Source organism: Desulforamulus putei DSM 12395, assembly GCF_900129195.1.
GTDB classification, from domain to species: domain Bacteria; phylum Bacillota; class Desulfotomaculia; order Desulfotomaculales; family Desulfotomaculaceae; genus Desulfotomaculum; species Desulfotomaculum putei.
In genome coordinates this window covers 49,035-69,152 of the sequence record NZ_FQUY01000016.1, presented here as the reverse complement: position 1 = coordinate 69,152, position 20,118 = coordinate 49,035, and the positions used below count along the sequence as shown (strand labels likewise).

Here is a 20,118-nt window from a genome sequence, read left to right as displayed (position 1 = left end):
GCTTGCATCTTCGAATGCTTTAGGCCACTACATTCTTTATACCAGGATTTTCATTTTCCCTCAAAACCCCTGCTCTTCATTACAGGAATGCTTTTTCCCGTATGTTTCCAACTATGGTAGGGGGGCAGCCGGTAGATGAAAAAATACTCACCGGAAAGGCGACATTTGGGTGGTACGATTATGAACACTAAAAACATCTTAAAAGACCAGAGGGGAGGCATTCTTCCCATAACAGCCGGGGTTATTTTTATATTCCTAGCCCTGGTAGCCATTGTAGTAGACTTCGGAAGATACACCGCCGCCAAAGAAAAACTGCAAACCGCCGGAGACACGGCAGCACTGGCGGCGGCAAAAAGCGTAGACCGTTATGTAAAACTGGAGATTGACCCTGGTAGTAGTAGAGAATGTTGTGATTGTGGGGATGATGGTTGTTGCCCCTGCTGCATTGACTGCGGCGACCCATTTACAGTGGTAGGTAAGGAATCAGACCTATTGGACAACGACGGTTGGAAAAGGTACTGCTGTTCATGTGGTTGTAGGGGGATGGAAATATTAGACCGCTGGGTAAATTACAAGAACAGTGGCAGTGATGCCGTTGATGCTGCCAAAGCGGTATTTGAAATAAATAAGCCTTCCGAAATGGAAGAACACTCTGGAGGTTCCTCCGATATTAGCGTTGACACAAGCTATTTAAGTCAGAACAGGCGCAATAGCCCCCTGTACCCGTCAGTGATAGTCCGGGCCCACGGAAAAGTGAGAACCGTGCTGATGGACATTTTGAAACTAATTAATCCGAACGCCAACTTTGAATACCTAAACGCCTCCACCTGCTCCCAGGGGAGGACATACTACCATGACGTTAATAACGGCAAATGGCAAAGACCGCCGGATAACTATTGCGAAGAATAACCTGAAAGGAATGATATGTGTTTTGAAAAAGCTACCATCCTCACTGTTATTTTTATCTGCTGCTGTTTACCTTACAGCCCAATCAAACTTTGATGTGATAACCGTTTTTGCGGTACTGATCTGCGCCCTGTGCAGTGCCATAGCCCTAACCCATAGATCCATCTGGGCATTAATCGGTGGCACTGGGCTTATATCCGTATCCCTGGCTATGCAAGCCGGCATCAAAACAACCTGCCTGACCTGCTTAAAGGCAGACCTTTTAATCCTGTCGGCTGTAATCTGCTTATCCCTGGTGCAGCGAGGGAAAAACAAGACTCCGGCCCGGGTGATGGCATTGGCTATGACCATTATTATGGTTGCTGTATCCTTTATAGCCGTACCAATAAGCAGTATGAATACATCAACGGCGGCACAGGGCATAACAACAAAACTGAATCCCAATAAACCAGATGCAGAAATAGAAAAGCTAGCCGAAACAAAACCGGTCTTATTGTTCAGTCCATCGTGTCCTGCATGCGAGGATGTAACTGACGCCCTGGCTAAAATAGACCCGCAGGGTGAAAAATGGCAGCCCGTACAGAGCAGTGGAGAAGCTCAGGAAGGCGTTAAATACTTGAAAGAGAAAGGTTATACTGGAAATATTGTTTACCATCATTATGCCGGAGGTGTTCCGGCGCTGATGGTAAAGCAAGATGGTAAAATTAAAACTATCTATGGCAAAGAAAAAATCATTAAAGCAGTGTCTACCCCGGCAAAATAGGCCGGGGTTTTGTTTTTTAAGGGAGTGATTCGATGAAACAACCCGTATTACTAATATCGCCCCTGCTGTTGGGCATGGCAGGCACAATAGGACAAATGAAAACCCTGCTGTGGCTAAGCCAGTTGTTGTGGCTACTGGCAGTATCATATATCCTTTTTTCCCACAGCCGGGAAAAAGCAATACTTCTGCAGAAACTTAAAACGCAGGAAGAAAAAATCCTGTGTCAAACCGCCCGGCAGGCCGGAGAATCCTTTCGCTTAATGATGGCTAACTGTACGGATGGCTTAACCGGCGTAGCTAACCGCAAACACCTGGACAGCCGGCTGGCAGAAATAATAAAGAGTAACAGTGTATTCTCCGTCATCATGTTGGACATAGACCACTTCAAAAAAGTTAACGATACCTACGGCCACCAGGCAGGGGATGAAGTGCTGAAGCACTTTGCCAAAACAATATTAAAAACTGTGCGTCCCGGCGACCTGGTGGCCAGGTACGGTGGGGAAGAATTTTCTGTTGTCTGTCCCTCCGATGCCCGGAACGCCGTAAAAATAGCAGAAAGGATCAGAGAAGCAGTGGAAGCAACTCCGGTACAAACCTGTGCCGGAACCATTAAAATCACTGCCAGCCTGGGAGTGGCTCAAAGAAGGCAGGATGATACAGCAGAAAGCCTTGTTCAGAGGGCGGACGGTTTTCTGTATCAAGCCAAGCAGGAAGGCAGAAATAGAGTAAAAGGAGAATGAGAAATGACTCTAATTTCCTCTACAATCAGTCAAATAGCATTTGATAGGGTAATCATAGCCAACACCTTTTTTACCCGCCTCAGAGGGCTTCTGGGGCGGTCTGAGATGCCAAAAAACACAGCCCTTATACTCACACCCTGCCGGCAGGTGCATACCTTCTTCATGCAGTTTCCTGTAGGAGTGATATTCCTGGATAAGCAGGGAGTGGTGCTGCATAAAGAGGTACTGAAACCATGGCGAATAAGTAAATACATCAAGGATGCGGTAATGGTGGTAGAGGTGGCGCCTAGTGCAGTGGGAGAAATTAACGTGGGGGATGTGCTGTATTGGCAGGGAAGGGAGGAGTGAATTATAGACAGTCAAAACAAAAAACATAACAACGAAAACATCTACATAAGTTTCATAGATCGCACGCATTTCATTGTAACAGGAACTTTGCTGTTAGTAGGTTTAGCAGCTGTAGTAGTTATTTTTCTGCAGTTCTATAGTAAGTAGAGGTACTTTCCCCGCCAACCAAAGGCGGGCTTTTATTTTTTTAGGAGGTGTATTTTGTGAACTGGGAACAGTTTGAAGAAGAACGCAAACAGCAGCTGGCAAACCAGACTGCCGAAAAACTGCAAAAACAATTTCCGGAATGGTTTGTCGGCAATAAACTTGGGCCTACAGTGAATATTGAAGAAGCAAAAACATACCTTAGGGAGCTGGTAAAACAAAACCCGGAAATACTTCCCTTTGAACAGGAAGAAATAGAGAAAAAGGCCTTGGCAGCTATAACCACTAGTTGTCTACTGCTGGTAGAAAAAGAGATTACCGGGGATTTATTAACGGCTTTAAAAAGTCTGGCGCAATTTAAACACTGGCATTTTACCCTTAATAACAGCAATTATCCTGATATAGTTGTGTTCAGCCGCAAGTATTTAAACCAGCAAAACCTATCACTCTCTAAAATAAGAACCCTCTTTCCTAAATCCCGAATTATTTTATTGGCCGGAAATTTAGGAGATAGAGCAACCGGAGAGTTTATTGAAAATGCTCAAAGTTATGGTTTTAGTAATATTGTTACCGGAGATGTACCAAATACCCCGGGTGATCGGCCTTATACTTTGCCGGTTGCCTTAATGTATGACAGAGATGAAATAATCAGCGAAAATAATTTTGTAATTAATAAAGAAGCTGCAGAAATACCAAATTACTGCCTGTCGAAACAACAGATAAATCAACTATCTAACAACCAGACAAGCGACAGTTGCCTGGGTAACTACAACAAGCAAGAAGAAAACGCTCCTTATGTTAAAGTTAACAGCCAGCAGGCATTTGACACGTATAAAGTTAATCCGGCCGGCAGCCAAACCAGAGATATAAAAATTAAATTAAAAAGAAAGGCTTTTCTTAAAGGTATGTCCGGCAATGATATGACGCCGAATATACCAGTATCATCCGAACACAAAAACTACGCCAATCCTATCCACCCTCAAGTCAAAGAAGATACAGCTATAACCAGGGAGATTGTAAATGAGTTTTTGCAACAGCCTGTTCAAACAGTATATACTCGCAATACTGACCAATATAAAGGGAAGCTGATTGTTATATCAAGCACCAAGGGAGGGGTTGCGAAAACTACTACGTCTATTATGATCTCGCTGGCCTTAGCTAAGTCCGGTATCCCTAATTTGTTGATAGATGCTGACTTTGAAGCTCCTGACTGTGCTACTTTCTTTAAAATTAAAAACGTTCCCGGAATTGAGAAAATAGCCGGCAAACCTTTTTCGCCGGAGAAAACAGATGACGTTATATTCAAAGTAAATGAATACCTCCATATACTGCCCGGGCCGATGGATACCACATCCCCGCATTTTGAACCGGGCCAGCTTGAGCAAATCGTTGATTACTTAGTTAGTAAATACCCTGTGGTAATAGTGGATACTCCCCCTGAGTTTTGGGAAGATGATCGCCAGAAAGTGTTTTTCACAAAAGCAGATAGGGTATATTCCATCTTAACGCAATCTGCTTTTAGCCAGGCAGAAGCGAGAGATTATGCACCCAAATATGCCCTGTTGGGCGTTAGTGCAGAAAAAATTGGGCTGATTCTGACCATGTACGACCCAGAGCTAATTTCTCCAAAAGAACTGGAGAACAGTTTTAGTGCAAATTTAAAGATAGCAGATAAAAAGTTTCAGCCACGCTTTGAAGCCATAATACCCGTTAACACCAGAGAATTTTACAAAGGAACCCATGATGGCAAAATTGTTAGTATTAACCACAGCTATAACCAGATTCATCTTATAGTCGAGAAAATTGCGGAAATGGCTGGGTATAAATACGAAACTCCCAAAGGAGAAATTGTGCAGGAGAAAAAGAAAACCAGTTTTCTTAGTAATCTGTTAGGTAAGTTTCGGCGGGAGTAAGGGAGGTTTTATTATGGACGAAAAACAGCTAATTGAAAAAGTTAAAGAGATGAATAACTATTGTACTCCGGAAGGTATAGCTAGTGCTTTAAAAATGCCGTTAGAAATAGTAAATGCTATTCTGGCTGGCAACCAAGTAGAGATTACTAATATTTCTAAAGAAAATAAACCTAAGATTTTTTTTAAAGCGGTAACCCGGGTTCATCTTCAAAAAGTGTTTGCTGTGTGGCGGACCCGGGGTGGTGTAGGTGTAACTGCGGCAGCCATCACACTGGCTAAAATGGTCAGCGATAAAATGAAAACACTTCTCATCTGCTGCAACTTTGCTTCCGGCGGCAGCGACATTATAAAGTACCTTGACCTACCGTACTTTCCCAAAACAGGTTTTGACAATTTACATGTGCTGCCGGTACAGGGTTATAAAAACCTATGGGTAATACCTCCCGTTACTTACATTCAAAAACCAATCACTAAAGAACAAATCCAGTCCGTTATCTTAAAGGCTCGGGAAGAATTTGATGCCATTGTTTTGGATCTTCCTAACAGTCAAGATGAAGGGACCATGGAGGCCGCCCGGTGCGCCACACACCTGGTCTGGGTTGTGGGTTCCGGTGGCCAGGAAGCTCAGAGGGTGCAACGTTTAAGTGCTGCTTTTGATAAAGAGCAGTACTTTATCGCAAACGGCATAAACAAAAAAGAGCTCCTAAACGTAATCACTGCCGATATTGAAAAGGTTATTGAAATTCCTTTTGACAATACTATGGAACAGCGATTAGAGAAAAACCTGCCCCTTTCTATGAAATCCCCCTTCTGGCAGGGTGTGGCCCGGCTCTATGAAGCGGTCTTCAAGGAAAAGCCGGAAGATTTAATAGAGGTATCTGAAGGCAAGTTTTCTGAATTAAGAGGTGAACTGGCTACCCGGTACAGAAAATTTAGAAAGAAAATAGATATTGTGATATATAAGGTGAGAAGTTTTAAAACCTGGCTTTGGCATCTAATTGAGACGCCTTTTTATATAACCGCAACGCTTATTGTCGTGTTTTCAGCTTTGCTGACACTGGACCATCAAGAGATTGTCCATGTGCCATTTGCCAGGGAGGCCTTAAATAGATTGGTCGAGACAATTATAAAAATGTAGTAGCGGTGAACCTGGGATTAGCCCAGGTTTTATTTTTTTATAAGGCCAATAGCAGGAGAGAGGGGGTGAAAGGGTGGTTAAGAAAGTGTTTATGGCTTTACTCCTGGCGGGGGCTTTTCTCATTTTTCCTCCTTCGGGTATTGTTATGGCAAGCAGCGAAATTGTTCAGCAAGCCGGACTAACGAATACAAACATTCCGGAGCCCGAGCCGCCGGTCTTAGAAGGACAATTTATCGGCATTCTTCCAACGGTGGTTTCAAGCAGCACGCCGACGGATATGGCCCTTACCAGTGTTTCCGGCATTCCGGAATCCCTGATGGTCGAAGTCAAGTCTGGTGGAACAACGGTGGCAGTCCTAAGAGGCAATGAGATTTTATTTGTAAGGCCTTTCCGGGTAGATAAATCACAGGTGGTAGAGTTAAGATTGGCCGGTAAAGGCATTCCGGTAAATTCCCGGTTAATTTTTCAACCGGTGAGAAATGAACTTTGGGGAGAATTAAACATCAACATTCTGCCACCGAACAGTGAGCTCACCGGTCAGTTTGGCATCAATATTCTGCCAAGTAAAAACGCCGGTTTATCCGGCCAATTTAGTATTAATATTCTCAAGTAGATGGAGGGATATAGGTGTTAAAATATAAATTTACCAGCATCCTGGTGGCAGGAGCGATGATATTTTCGTTGGTGGTACCTGCCTTTGCGGAAACCGAAGGAGCAGCACAGGGAGCAGAGCAGACCATCTCAACGACTCAAACTGATAGTGCGGGAGATTCGACAGGTACAACACTTGATGTCGGACAGGATACTATGGAATCCACAGGGGACGCTTCTGAAACCGGTGCAGAAACTCCGGCAGGTGGCTCTGCAGATAACCAGGCTGGCGAAACGCCCCCGGCAGGCAATAACCAGACTGAAGATCAAACACTGCCTGGGGATACCGGCCAATCTGGCGACAACACACAACAAGGTGATACCGGGGAACCGGAAAATGTTTCTGAACCCGGTGATACCCAAGAAACAGGAGATATTACTCCCGACCAACCTTCCGGCAACTCAGATCAATCCGGGAACACCACACAACCTGCTGACACACAGGCAGCTGGTGGCGGTGGCGGAGTGGTAACTCCTCCGCTGGAAGAACCTCCTGTGGTTGAGCCGCCTGTAGTAGAGCCCCCGGTAGTTCAACTGCCACCGGTAATTCCTGAAGTTCCCGTTAAGGCGTTGGCACCCCAACCATTTAAATTCGTTGGCAGTGGGACGGTTCAAACTTATCTTAATGCATCAACACCGACTACCATAAAATTATTGAGCGTTACCGGTATCCCCGCCAGTGTCAAAATGGTTGTTTACTCATCCGGCGACAAGGTTGCCGAGATTATTGCCGGTAAGTTAACCTGGTCGAAGGAATTTCTTGTTTCCGGCAGCCAGCAGCTGGAGTTTGAAATATCAGGATATGGTGATTTATCAAGAGCCAATATTAATTTTGCCGTAATTTGAGTAATGTTGAGTAATAAGGAAAGGGTCTGGGATAAAACCAGGCCTTTTTTATTTTAGAAGGTTTAAGGGGAGTCGTCACAGGGCTATTTCTGGTAGTGTTTTCGATTTCAAGGAGGTAATACCACTTGTATAAAATAATTAAAGGATTGTTTACCAGGGGGTCACTCCAAAAACTACTGATATATCTTAACTGCCGAGGCCCCGGGCCCATGAAGGGTCTGCGCAGGGCTAGGGATGATGTGGCAAATGGTTCACTTGCAAGGAGTTTAACGAGCGCAAAGATATTCAAAAAAAGGAGGGTAGACCTGGTCACCCGGTAGTGTTAGAAATGCACTGCTGGGTAAAATGACCTCGATAACCCTGCAGTTGCTTTAAGGCACTACCACCCGTTAGTCGGACGGGTAAACGGGAACCAGAAAAATAGCCTATGAAAAAAATAATAAAGACATTGCTGGCAATGATAGTATTTGCCAGTATGTTACTCCCGATCAATAACGACCATTTGTTACGGGATGCAGAAGCAGCCATAGCTGCCCAATGTTTAAGAAACTTTTCTGCTAGTGACGGCAAAGGACTGCATGTTAATAATTTTAAATACTCTTACAGTGTTGACGGGGTTAATGTCGTAAATAATTCAACTAGTATACCGTCATATGCTAAATGGGTTACTCTATCATCATTTGATATTAGTAATGGCGTTGGTGCTGTTGCGTATAATTTTAAATTCATGTATAGTTTAGATTCTGTCAATATAATAACAAATGCTTCAACTATCCCTGCCAACGCAAAGTGGGCAACATTATCCTCATTTTCAGTCTCAGATGGCCAGGGATTACAGGTAGCCAATTTTAAGTTTAGATATAGTACTGATGGTTCGAGTGTTATAAATAATCAAACTATTGCTACTATACCTGCAAATGCAAAGTGGTGTACTATTGAATCTTTTGAGTTTAGTAGTGCAGTAGGAGCATCTACAAGTAATTTTACTTTTAACACATATTCAATTAATACAATACCGGCCATAAATATAATCAATCCTGTAACAAATCAAACATTTTCAGCAGTATCTGGGTTCAATGAGATTTCCACAAACGGTACTGTAAAAGACGAAGATGTCGGAGATGTGTTGAAAGTTTACTACCGGATTGATGGCTCTACTGGCCAGCCCGGAACCCAATTGGGGAGTAACATAACTGCAAATGGGACGGATCAGCCTTTTGCTGGTTCTATTGATGTGTCCGGCGTAGCCGAAGGCAACCACACCATATATTTCTGGACAGAGGATGATAAAGGCGGGAAGAGTGCTGAAACTGCCGTTGCATTCAAAATAGATAAAACGGCACCAAACAGCTTTGTACCGGTGGCCACAGCAAACAGCACAAGTCAAATTACAGTGTCGGGGAGCACGTCAGACCCAACTAGTAATGGTGTTTCCGCAGGCTTGCACGCCAGTCCCTATCGGTACACCAGCAGTGCAACAGGTACCTGGACAAGCTGGACAACAAGCACCAACCAGGCTTATACCGGTTTATCTCCGAATACTCAGTATACCTTCCGGATGGAGGCCCGTGATGCTGTAGGAAACGTTAGACAGACTTCTGTGATAAACCGTTATACCCTGGCCTTAAACCCCATCTCACTGGTGGCGGTTGTAAAAACCAGTAATTCTTTGACATTTGATATTACTAACAACCCGGGTAACGGTACACAACCACAGCACAGGATAGAAGTAAAGTTGAAGGGGGCAGGGGCAGCTGGCCCGGTGGTCAGCGCTTCGGATTTCAATGTGTCAACTACAAACAGGGTAGTATCGGGCCTGTCAGAAGGCACCGAGTATGAGGTTTGGTGCATCACCAGGAATGGCGATGGCGTTGCCAACAGCCCGGTTAAGCTAATAGACAGCATCACCACCAATTCCCCGCCACTAATTTCTGTAACAAACAGTGATCAATACAAATCTACCGTGCCGGGATATGAAACCATAGCCCTGCAGGGGCGGGTCTGGGATGCTGACGGGGATGGGGTAACCATTACGGCAGCTCTAAACGGGGTAATTAAATCAGTTGTTATTAACCCTGCTCCAACGTCCGACCCGGGTAGCAATAACTGGACTTTAACTTGGGACGTTGCAGCTGACGGTATTCCAGAGGGAACTTACACAGGCATCACAATAACTGCCAATGATGCTATTTGTACTCCAGCAGCGACAATCTTTACGGGTAATATCGTGGTGGACTTAACGGCGCCGCCGGATCCAATCATAACCATAGTACCGCCTGGCTGGACCAACATGGACGTTACAGTGACAATTACCGGTATTACTGACGGGTTAAGTGGGGTTGACCGTTTAGAGTATTCCACCGACGGCGGTAGTACAGTACAGTCTCATCTAAGCGGCGCAGACCTGTCCATAACCTTAACGAACACCGGCCAACATGTTATTGCAGCTAAAACCGTAGATAAAGCCGGAAACCAAAGCAACATAGTTACGGGAACAGCGTACATTGACAAGGAGGTTCCCGTTATTACATTCAGCGGCGTAATTGACGGGAATAAATATTACACTCAACCAATTACACCTAGTTATAATATTACCTACTCCATCAGCGGCAAGGCTGCCGAAACGGTTACTGTAACCAGGGACGGTCAATGGTACAGTTGGAACAACGGTGAGCCTATAACAGAGGCAGGACAATATGTGATAACCGTTGTTGCTGAGGACAATGCAGGGAACTCAACAACCTCAACCTGCACCTTTGAAATAGCAGTACCGGAGGCACCCCAGGCCCCCACTTTGACCCCTCTTTCCAGTAGTGAAATCAAAGTGGAATGGTCAACCTCGGCCGGCGCTGAAAAATATAAAGTCATACGGGATGGAACTGAAATTTCTGAAACCAATCAACTAAATTACAACGATACCGGATTAACCCCGAACACCCAGTACAGATACCGTATTGACGCCATCAATCCCGTAGGAACATCAGCCGGACCGGAGCAGGCATCAGTCACATATGCCAACGAACCTGCTAACCTGCAAATTACAAACATCAGACCTGGCGGACTCACTCTTACTTGGGAAGCTAACGGCAACCCTGGCTGGACAGAATATTTTGCGGGATGTACCGAAACCGGACAAGAATCTGGTTGGATTACTGATACCAGGTTTGACTTTACAGGCCTTACTTCTGCCCAATCCTATAACCTCTGGGTCAAAGCCAGAAACCTTGACGGTATAGAAACAGTGGTAGCAAGTGTCTACGGCAGCATTGCAGCTCCCAATCTGTCAGATGTAACATTAGGTCCTGGGCAAGATCCGGGAACAACCAAAATTGAAGTTCCGGCCGCACCGTCAGGTACCTATTATGAATATAAATTGCAGCAGGCGCCGTTCCTGCCTCCGCCAGCGGTGGGAGAAACTTTTGGCGGTACAGTATTTACACCCCCGATCAGTATTCCTGTCAGCGCAGGCGATCATTTGGGGGTTGCTCTTTGCGATGCAACAGGTGGGGTTATTAAGTTTGTAGATATAACTATTGGACCAGCAGATATTTCCACGCTGTCTCACTTAACAGTAACCCCTGACCCCTTAAACATACCCAAGGGGCTCACCCAACAGTTAAGCGTAGTTGCCCATTACACCGGCGGGAGTGCGATTAATGTAACAAGTTCCGCAACTTATGCATCAGACAATTTAGCAGTGGCCACTGCAGATGGCGGAGGTATTGTCACGGCATTAAACGAAGGGATTGCTAATATTACGATTACTTACCAAAGTCAATCAGTTGTATTGTCTCTTGTGGTAGGGCAGGCGGTTGGTGTAGGACTTTCTATTTCGCCTCCGGTTTCTGAAATCAACATTGGAAGCACCCTGCAGTATACCGCGACTCTGACATATTCCGATGGGCACACCGAAGACGTTACCAAAACGGCAGTTTGGAATGTAACAGACACAACCAAGGCCAACGTTACTAACGGCCTGGTTACCGGTATATCTGTCGGAGATGTTATTATTTCAGCTAGTCACTCTGCACAAATTGCACTGCATGGAATACAGATAAAGGCAGTGGCATCTCCCCCGGCAGCTGGTGGCGGTGGAGGCGTACCTCCAGAACCGGAGCCGATACCTGAACCCATTCCAGAGCCAATCCCAGAACCGATGCCTATACCAGAGCCATTACCAGATACGGAGCCGAAACTTGAACCAGTACCACAACCTGAACCTGTTCCGGTCGTTCAACCCGAATCACAGCCCGTTATACCCTCAAATAATAGCAACCAAATGGGCACGATTTACGGAAGGGTAGTTGATGTAGCCGGAAACCCCTTGGCAGGCCTCATGGTAGAGTTACACTCAATTATCCGGATAACCTACACGGACAAAAATGGTTACTACAGATTTGATAACGTAGAGCCTGGCGAACACCATCTCTTCATACGTGATAAAGACCGACTCATTGAATTAGCTGTAGCCAAGATAATAGTTCGTCCGGGCATGAACCTTATCGAATCTGCTTTTAGTAAAAAGAAGGATGTTAGTAATGTTAAGGTACAGGTTAAAGCCCAGGCTACAGGTGAACGGGTAGACTTTGTTATTTTAGAAGAAAAACTGGCACTGCTAAAGCCTGCCGTGGTTAAAGAACTGCCTAAGCCAATTGAAAAAATTGAAATGATTGTTACAACAGCCGCAGCAACAGTTTCCGTCGCCGGCGGCGGAATAGGAGCTATTTACCTTATCCTCCTGCCCGCGCGCAGAAAGTACAACGTCTTTATTAAAACTAAAGGTAAACCTATTGAGAAACAAAAAATCCAAGCCCAGTCAGTTGTTAATATTAACCTTACTCGTCATATCAAAAGTACCGACAGTAAGATAATTCTTCAGTTTAGAAGGAATCTGCTTAAACAACTTAGTGATATGGAAAGTACTATAGTTCTTCGCTACGAAAATACAGACATTGCTGTATACCGTATCACTGAATCAATAAAGCAGCTTTCAGCGGAGATTGATGTTAATTCTTTAGAGACTAAATGGTTTACAGTAAAATAATCACTTATAAGACATATCTTAGACCGCACAATTATTGTAACCCAAAAATTACACTAACTTCTCCTACCTCACCTAAACGGTGGGGTTCTTTTTTTTATAGAACACAAAATCTCAATCAAAGGCGGTGTTAACCCTGGTGATAACAAAAGACCTGTATTGGGCTGAAAAACTGATGAAGCCGATACCCGTGCTACATCAACACGCTGTACAAACCATGGAATTAGCCCTCAAAACGGCTATTGCGTTAGGGTTTGACAGTGAAAAGGTAACACATCTAGGTATGGCCGCATTTTTACATGATTTAGGCAAAACCACCTGGCCAAGGGAGCTGTTTTTTAAGGCACCTATTCTGCCGCACGAGTGGGATATTATACAAACTCATCCGTTGGTCAGCGAAACGCTTATTCTGAAAAGCTGGCCGGACGTGCCTGAGGATATTTTGCAGTTGGTAGTACAACACCACGAAAGGCCCGGCGGCCGGGGCTATCCGTATGGCATATACGACCCGCCCCTTGATTCCCTGGTGCTGGCGGCTTGTGACGTGTATACAGCCATGGTGGCCAAAAGGGACTATCGCACGGTGAAAGCCTTCACTCCGGAAGTAGCCCTGGCGGAGGTAGCCAGGTTTGCGCCGGAGCAGGTGGTTGAGGCGCTGGCGAAGGCGGTACAGATCGGCCAAGATGTAAAAAATGACGAAAAGGCTGCTGCTGGAATACTTTTAATGATTTAATGATCAGGAGGTAAAACAAATGTCAAAAGTAGTATCTATTGATTTTGGTTACAGGGAAATTAAAGGGGTAAATTCCGAAGGTTTGGAAATTAAATTTCCCACGGCTCTAGCACCCTATGTAAAACATCCTATGTCAGAAGGGATGGACGGGGTGGTATCAATAACCAAGCCCGGCGGTGAACCGGAAATGTATTTTTACGGTCAAAAGGCTCTTGAAGAAACTGGGATAGGATTTACCACTGAAAAAGACAAGCATCTGCACCCTTCCCACGATATATTGATGCTGGCTGCGGCCAGAAAATTGGAGTATGAAAGTGGAGACATCCTGGTGGTTGGAGTTCCCATCGGATATGCAGATCAGAAGGCAACACTGAAAACCCATTTAGAACGCCTGTATGGTGACGTAAGTGTTGACGGCGGCAAACCTAAAAGAATCTCATTTAATAACGTGCGGGTATTCCGTCAAGGTATTGTTGCTTTCTATCTGATTCCGGAACTGCCCAACGGAACACTGATTTCCTTTGACATCGGTGAACATACCACTGATGTGAGTACGGTTAAATTTAAAAACGGTGAAATTGAGCCAATTCCTAGTAAATGCTTCAGCTTAGAATATGGTTATTCTAAAGTAATTGAAGCTGTTCAAAAAGAATTCCAATCCAAAACCGGAGCTCCTGTTTCCGCTGAACAAGCCAGGATAATTGCAGAAGAAGGTACTGCCGTATATAAACTCAAAAAAATTGACATGACCATGGAAGTTCTAAAAGCCAAAGAAGAGATTGCCAGAAACATTGTTGATGACGCTATGAAGCGTCTGGGGGAAGTTGCAGATTTTACGGCCGGCTTTTACCTTCATGGAGGCGGTGCCGAGTCCCTACCTATTAAAGAAATGATTCCCGGGGCGGTGGTTATTGATAATCCCCAGACTGCCAACGCAAGGGCCTATCTGCAGCTGGCCATGAGTGAGTAATTACGAGTAATTAATGACCGGATATTGTCCGGATATCATTCAGATATCATCCAGGCATTAAGATGTTTGTCCGGACAGATTCCGGATAACTTTCCCTGATCAGTATAAAATTGTCCGGACACAACCCGGATAAAAGATCCGGATAATGTCCGGATAATTTTAAAATAATGTCCGGACATCGTCCGGGAATGAATGATTTTTCCGGAAAGTGTCCGGATATAGTATTTAAAACTGTCCGGACATTGCCCGGACAGACATTTTTTTTCCGGAAAGTGTCCGGAATTGATAAGCCAGGAGGTGTGGGGATGGTAAAAAAACGCCTTGGACGAAGGGTGGAATTCCGGCTGCCGGAAGACCATCCTTTCTTTATAGAAGTGCCAGTAGGAGAACGTCAGGAGTGGTTGGAGAAGGTAGTTTCAATAGCCCTGGGAAACATGAAACGCACCCCGGATCCAGGGGAGGCTATCCAAAGATTAGAGAATAAAATAGATCAAGTTTTAAGTTTACTGGCAAGTGGTATCTCAATTAATGACAAGCCAGTTAAAGAACCAAAAAAAGAAGAACCACTCATTGAAAAACCAAAGCCAGCGGTAAAAAACCCTAAGGCTCTGGCAGATTTTTAACATCTGCCAGAAGAAAAACCGCCGGGATAGGCGGTATTTTACACTGAAGGATATATTTTTTTACCAGTACGCTTTATTTCTTTCACAAAATAATGGTTGTTTTTCTCAAATTCTTCCAGGGAGAATGTTTTGACATCAAAGTTTGGCTCTATATCAAGATTAAAAATTGACTTATAAACAACTTTGCTATCGTTTAAAGGGTTTTGGCCAAAATCAGGAGATATAACAGCAATGTCTATGTCACTGTCTTTTCCTGCCCTTCCTTTAGCATGAGAACCGTATAAAACGATATAGCTTACACGAATATTTTTTTTCTGTAGATCATTAATTAATTTATTGATATTTTCCTTTACAGCATTTGTTTGAACCATTTTATCTTTTCCTCCGTTTTGCTCACAATATCTGCAAATCTTGCTGTCGGAGTGTTTCTTAGCAGCTTCTCTCTTGTTTCAGGATACCTGCCTTCGATATTGAATGGCTGTACTTCGGCGAGTAAGTCTATGGTTTCTTCATCCATCTGTTTGTGTATTCCTGACTTTTTAGCTAATACCAAAAGATTATGGCTTTTGGGAGGTATTTCGTCTTGTCTTTCAACTATAAATGCTTTTAACATTTTTTCTAAGGCAAGGTGGCAGAAAAAAGCACTTTCCAGCAATCTTCCAGACCTTAATAATATCTTAGCTGTGAGAATATCTTCCTCTGATTCTGCAACCCAATATTCTGTTTGCTTTTTCAATGTCACCCCTCCCCAGCCTCTATGCACTGTTTATATCAGTATAGCTACCAAAATAAGCCGTGTCAACGTAAGCTGTAAATATTTGTAATTAATATATTTTCCCATGTGTTAACCACCAGCACCCCTACCCCTAGATACGGCCCAAAAGCTACTATTGTTAGGTTCGGTATTTATGCCGAGCTTTTCTTTTTTAAAGAAGAAAATTATGGAGGGATAAAAATGCCCGATGTTCAAATTACAGAACCCAAAATCTACTTAAACGACAACCGCCGTAAAAACTGGTTTTGGGATTATAACGATGTGTTTTCCTCTGACCTTTCAGACAAAGCAAAACTTGTGAGGTTATTTTTAGCTCGTTGTGCCAACGGAGATCGTCAATCATGGCCGTCACTAAACTACATTGCCAAATGCTGCGGAATAAGCAAGCCAACCGTAATAAAAGCAATAAACGAACTGGAAGAAAAAGGCTGGATACAAAAAACAATCCGCATCAGACCTAACCAGGAACATGAAAGCACTGTCTATGCCCTATTGGACCCTCCAAAAACAGATGATGGTAGTAAAACAGTTTTACCACCGGTAAAGACTGAACCAGAGGAAGAAGGGGGTGGTAAAGCTACTTTACCACCGGTAAAAAAACAAACAGGTTTAGAAATGGGGGGTAGTAAAACTGCTTTACTACCGGTAAAAAATATTACCGAAAACCCACCTGAAACAGGCGGGGGGGTGGTAAAACAGCTTTACCACGTGGTAAAGCCATTTGACGACGTAGTAAAGCCAGTTGACTCTAACAATACCCAGATAACAATACCCATATATGATAGATGGATAGATAGATATAATATGTCGCACCAAAATTGCGCAGAGATTGCTCAAGACAAACAACTGGAGGTAGCCGATAGCGACCCGGAACAAGTTATCATTGACCAGTTATGCGCAGAAACCGGAGCCACACCGGAACAAGTTTTTGAAGCAATCCGCAGGACCAATCAGCAACAAGAACAGGGTAACATTAAACACAGCTACTTCGGCCTTTTAAAGGCGATTATTAATACCGTACAGGAAGAAGCTGTTATTGCCAAACTGACGCCAGAAAAAACAGATATGCCGCAAGACATTCCTGCCCATATCAATAAACCCGAAGAGATCAGAAAGGATAATAACCCGGTTAACGACACATATACCCAAGAATTTGAAAAATTCTATGCCGAATATCCCCGTAAAATCGAAAAACGGAAAGCATTTAAAGCCTTTCAAGCCAGATTAAAAGAAGGCGTTAACCCCGGGGATCTGATACTGGCTGCCCGAAACTACCGGCAATACTGCTTGACACACGGGACCGAACCCAAATACATCAAACACCCTGCAACTTTCCTAGGCCCTAATAAGCCCTATGAGGACTGGGTAAAACCTTCTGTAGAAACAGATCTGAATGTGCCTAAAGCATGGCACACAATCAAAAGATACCTTGAGGAAGAGTCCTGCGAGCAAAGCCACAGTGATGACTGGTTGGAATCAGCACTAAAAACAGCCGGAGATAATGTCCCGAAAGCCTGGCATGTATTGAGAAAATACCTACAAGAAGAGGAGGGCTGCTCCATTGACTAAAACAGAAACAGCTAAACTGTTAAGCTACATCACGGCGGTATATCCCAATATTGATATTAGACAAGGGACCATAGAGGCGTGGCATGACTTATTATGCGACATACCCTACGAAAATGCCAAAGCTGCTGTCAAAAAAGTATTAGCCGAACAGGAAATTTCATGCCTGCCGGCGGTGGGAAAAATAAGGGCAGCAGCTGTAGAGATGACCACCCCGAGACTGCCCAGTGCAATTGAAGCCTGGGGTGAAGTAACCAGGGCTATGAGGTTGTATGGCTATTACCGGCCGGAAGAAGCCCTGGCGTCAATGTCCCCGGCCACCGCCGCCGTGGTAAAACGCTTTGGCTGGCGGGAAATGTGCGCTTGCGAGGAACCGGACGTACTTCGGGGCCAATTCCGCATGGCCTATGAGCAATACGCCGCCCGGGAAAGGGAAATGGCCATCATGCCTTCTGATATACGCCAGTTGATTAACGGCGTAGCGGAACGGCTGATGTTAGGAACCGGTTAGACACTCAAGTCAAAAAACAATACAGGAGGTGTGCTTACTTGAAAACTTTAGTAATAACCGAGAAACCATCGGTAGCAAAAGATATTGCCCTAGTTTTAGGCAAATTCGAAAGCAAGGACGGCTACCTGGAAAACAATGAATACCTGATTTCCTGGGCCTTTGGCCACCTGGTGGAACTGGCCGACCCGTCCGAATACGACCCGGCCCTTACGAAATGGGACTTAAGCACCCTGCCCATTATACCTGACACCTTCAAACTTACAGAGATTGGCTCATCTGCCAAACAGCTACGGGCGCTGAAAAAACTGCTCAACTTACCGGAAGTAGTCCAGGTGATAAACGCCTGCGACGCTGGGCGGGAAGGGGAATTAATTTTCCGCCGGATCTACCGGTACTGCGGCAGCCGGAAGCCAATCAAAAGACTGTGGCTGTCCGAAACAACGCCGTCGGCGGTAAAAGCCGCCTTTGCTGCCTTGCGGGACGGCAGAGAATACAACAACCTGGCAGCAGCCGCCGAAGCCCGCAGCCAGGCGGACTGGCTGGTAGGGATCAACGGCACAAGGGCCTTTTCAGTACGGCACAACACCGTACTGTCGGTGGGGCGGGTGCAGACCCCAACCCTAAACCTGGTGGTCAGCAGGGAAAAAGAGATACAAAACTTTGTATCAAAGCCATACTGGGAAGTTTACGCAGTTTTTCAGGCCAACGGGGGAACCTACCGGGGCAAATGGTTCACAAAAGACACAACCAAATTCAAAGATTCCCAGACCGCCAAAACACTGGCAGACAAAGTTGCCCGTGAAGGCGTAGGGAAAATCATAACGTTAATGCAGAAGGAGGCCAAAGAACAGCCGCCTTTTTTATTTAACCTTAACGACCTGCAAAAAGAATCTAACCGGCGGTACGGCTATACAGCCCAGCAGACACTGGATATTGCCCAGGCCCTGTATGAAAAGCACAAACTTCTTACCTACCCGAGAACCGACAGCCGTCACCTGTCTACAGCTATGGTGCCAACCCTGGCCGGCCGCCTGGCAGCACTTAAAAATATGCCGGAATATAAAGACTTTATTCCTGCAGACATACCACACCTGGACAAAAGATACGTGGACGATGCCAAAATCACCGACCACCATGCCATTATACCAACCGACAGAAACCCGGCTGAAGTGCGGTTGAGCGATCAAGAAGAAAAAATATATGACCTGGTGGTGCGGCGGTTTTTAAGCATTTTCTACCCTGAGGCCAGGTATGCCGTAACCGAAGTTGTCACCCAGGCAGCCGGTGAAACCTTTATGTCCAAGGGTAAAGTGGAGCTGGCCGCTGGTTGGAAAGTTCTGTGGCGTGATAAACAGCAGGAGCAAAAAGAAGACGGCGATGAGAACGAGGACCAGAACCTGCCGCCTTTAAGTCAAGGGGAAAACGTTGTGGTATCCAAGGCAGAGCCGGTGGAAAAACAGACCAAACCGCCCAAGCGATTCACAGAAGCAACACTGTTGGCGGCTATGGAAAGCGCCGGCCGGTTTTGTGATGACAAGGAAATGGCCGAGGTGCTGAAGGAGGCTGGCGGCATTGGCACACCTGCTACCCGGGCGGCCATTATTGAAAGACTGATAAAAGTAGGCTATCTGGTCAGAGAAAAGAAATCCCTGGTCCCTACACCTAAAGGTATGACCCTGATTGACCTGGTGCCGGAGCAGCTGAAATCGGTAGAAATGACCGCAAACTGGGAAGAAGGCCTGCGGCGAATCGAGCAAGGACAAGAAAACAGCGCGGCATGGATGAAGAGTATATGTGAATATACCAGGGAACTGGTGGAACTGGCCCGGAATCAAGAAACAGCCATCAGCATTGCCGCGGAAAAGAAAGCTCTTGGCAATTGTCCGGTGTGCGGCCGGGGCGTGGTGGAAACAACAAAGGGTTACGGGTGTTCAGGGTACAAAGACGGTTGTAAATTCACCATCTGGAAAGAAATGGCAGGTAAAAAGATCACCCAAAAGCAAGCCGGGGATCTGCTGTCCAAGGGCAAAACAGGAATCATTAAAGGTTTTAAGGGGAAATCCGGCAAGAGCTTTGACGCAGTGCTGGTTCTTGGGGAAGGCGGCAAGATCGAGTTTAGCTTCCCGGATAGGTCCCAAGCAACGGACAATACCGGCCGGAAGAGTGAAGCCGGCAGTAACTCCCTGGGTAAATGCCCTATCTGCGGCAGAGACGTGGTTGAAAACAGCCGTGGATTTGGATGCACCGGTTATCAAGAGGGCTGTAAATTCACCATCTGGAAGGAAATCTCGGGGAAGAAAATCGGCATTACCGCTGCCAGGGAACTGCTGGCTAAAGGCCGCACTGGCGTTTTGAAAGGATTCAAAAGTAAAGCCGGCAAGGAATTTGAAGCTGCCCTGGTTATCGGCAACGGTAAAGTAGAATTTGAGTTCACCCGGAAAAACTAAAGG

The 20,118-nt window shown here is 45.3% G+C and carries 17 protein-coding genes; 15 read left to right on the top strand and 2 right to left on the bottom strand.

Annotated elements, in window-relative coordinates; all coding sequences use genetic code 11:
• Positions 1 to 180: 180 nt before the first annotated feature.
• From BUB67_RS10935 to BUB67_RS10870, 12 genes are all read left to right on the top strand, one after another.
• Positions 181 to 909, top strand: a complete 729-nt coding sequence (locus tag BUB67_RS10935) for a pilus assembly protein TadG-related protein (RefSeq protein WP_073239465.1) — start codon at positions 181 to 183, stop codon at positions 907 to 909.
• Positions 854 to 1,669 carry a hypothetical protein gene (locus BUB67_RS10930; RefSeq protein ID WP_159431838.1) on the top strand — a complete coding sequence of 272 codons (816 nt, stop codon included), beginning with the start codon at positions 854 to 856 and terminating at the stop codon, positions 1,667 to 1,669. The genes BUB67_RS10935 and BUB67_RS10930 overlap by 56 nt, the downstream gene beginning before the upstream one ends.
• A gap of 32 nt (positions 1,670 to 1,701) precedes the next feature.
• Positions 1,702 to 2,409, top strand: coding sequence for a GGDEF domain-containing protein (locus BUB67_RS10925; RefSeq protein WP_073239463.1), 708 nt, complete (start codon positions 1,702 to 1,704; stop codon positions 2,407 to 2,409).
• Between the two features lie 3 nt (positions 2,410 to 2,412).
• Positions 2,413 to 2,757 carry a DUF192 domain-containing protein gene (locus BUB67_RS10920; RefSeq protein WP_073239462.1) on the top strand — a complete coding sequence of 115 codons (345 nt, stop codon included), beginning with the start codon at positions 2,413 to 2,415 and terminating at the stop codon, positions 2,755 to 2,757.
• A gap of 203 nt (positions 2,758 to 2,960) precedes the next feature.
• On the top strand, positions 2,961 to 4,814 hold the full coding sequence (locus BUB67_RS10915; protein WP_073239461.1) for a CpaE/TadZ family protein: 1,854 nt from the start codon (positions 2,961 to 2,963) through the stop codon (positions 4,812 to 4,814).
• Positions 4,815 to 4,827: 13 nt separating this feature from the next.
• A complete protein-coding gene (locus tag BUB67_RS10910; RefSeq protein WP_073239460.1) occupies positions 4,828 to 5,952 on the top strand; it encodes a CpaE/TadZ family protein in 1,125 nt (374 codons plus the stop codon).
• A gap of 73 nt (positions 5,953 to 6,025) precedes the next feature.
• Positions 6,026 to 6,565: a hypothetical protein gene (locus BUB67_RS10905; RefSeq protein ID WP_073239459.1), complete on the top strand. Its 540-nt coding sequence runs from the start codon at positions 6,026 to 6,028 to the stop codon at positions 6,563 to 6,565.
• A 14-nt stretch (positions 6,566 to 6,579) separates the two neighbouring features.
• Positions 6,580 to 7,449: a hypothetical protein gene (locus BUB67_RS16455; protein WP_073239458.1), complete on the top strand. Its 870-nt coding sequence runs from the start codon at positions 6,580 to 6,582 to the stop codon at positions 7,447 to 7,449.
• A gap of 427 nt (positions 7,450 to 7,876) precedes the next feature.
• A complete protein-coding gene (locus BUB67_RS10890) occupies positions 7,877 to 12,493 on the top strand; it encodes a fibronectin type III domain-containing protein (RefSeq protein ID WP_073239456.1) in 4,617 nt (1,538 codons plus the stop codon).
• Positions 12,494 to 12,629: 136 nt separating this feature from the next.
• On the top strand, positions 12,630 to 13,223 hold the full coding sequence (locus BUB67_RS10885; RefSeq protein WP_238457026.1) for an HD-GYP domain-containing protein: 594 nt from the start codon (positions 12,630 to 12,632) through the stop codon (positions 13,221 to 13,223).
• A gap of 19 nt (positions 13,224 to 13,242) precedes the next feature.
• The gene (locus BUB67_RS10880) at positions 13,243 to 14,193 is read left to right on the top strand and encodes a ParM/StbA family protein (protein WP_073239455.1); all 951 of its coding nucleotides are present in this window, start codon (positions 13,243 to 13,245) and stop codon (positions 14,191 to 14,193) included.
• A 305-nt stretch (positions 14,194 to 14,498) separates the two neighbouring features.
• Positions 14,499 to 14,816: a hypothetical protein gene (locus tag BUB67_RS10870; RefSeq protein ID WP_143157065.1), complete on the top strand. Its 318-nt coding sequence runs from the start codon at positions 14,499 to 14,501 to the stop codon at positions 14,814 to 14,816.
• A 38-nt stretch (positions 14,817 to 14,854) separates the two neighbouring features.
• On the opposite strand, the gene BUB67_RS10865 is transcribed toward BUB67_RS10870, so the two are convergent.
• Positions 14,855 to 15,187 (bottom strand): nucleotidyltransferase domain-containing protein, encoded by a 333-nt coding sequence (locus BUB67_RS10865; protein ID WP_073239452.1) that lies wholly within the window; start codon positions 15,185 to 15,187, stop codon positions 14,855 to 14,857.
• Positions 15,166 to 15,558: a HEPN domain-containing protein gene (locus BUB67_RS10860; RefSeq protein ID WP_333870947.1), complete on the bottom strand. Its 393-nt coding sequence runs from the start codon at positions 15,556 to 15,558 to the stop codon at positions 15,166 to 15,168. Before BUB67_RS10860 ends, BUB67_RS10865 begins: the two co-directional genes overlap by 22 nt.
• 99 nt (positions 15,559 to 15,657) lie before the next feature.
• Here BUB67_RS10860 and BUB67_RS10855 point away from each other — a divergent pair, with 99 nt between their 5' ends.
• The 3 genes from BUB67_RS10855 to BUB67_RS10845 are packed head-to-tail and all read left to right on the top strand — an operon-like array spanning position 15,658 to position 20,115.
• Entirely contained in the window at positions 15,658 to 17,160 is a 1,503-nt protein-coding gene (locus BUB67_RS10855) for a helix-turn-helix domain-containing protein (RefSeq protein ID WP_143157064.1), read from the top strand.
• Complete coding sequence (locus BUB67_RS10850) at positions 17,153 to 17,668, top strand: replicative helicase loader/inhibitor (RefSeq protein WP_073239450.1); 516 nt, start codon at positions 17,153 to 17,155, stop codon at positions 17,666 to 17,668. The genes BUB67_RS10855 and BUB67_RS10850 overlap by 8 nt, the downstream gene beginning before the upstream one ends.
• 38 nt (positions 17,669 to 17,706) lie before the next feature.
• Positions 17,707 to 20,115 carry a DNA topoisomerase III gene (locus tag BUB67_RS10845; RefSeq protein WP_073239449.1) on the top strand — a complete coding sequence of 803 codons (2,409 nt, stop codon included), beginning with the start codon at positions 17,707 to 17,709 and terminating at the stop codon, positions 20,113 to 20,115.
• Positions 20,116 to 20,118 lie beyond the last annotated feature (3 nt).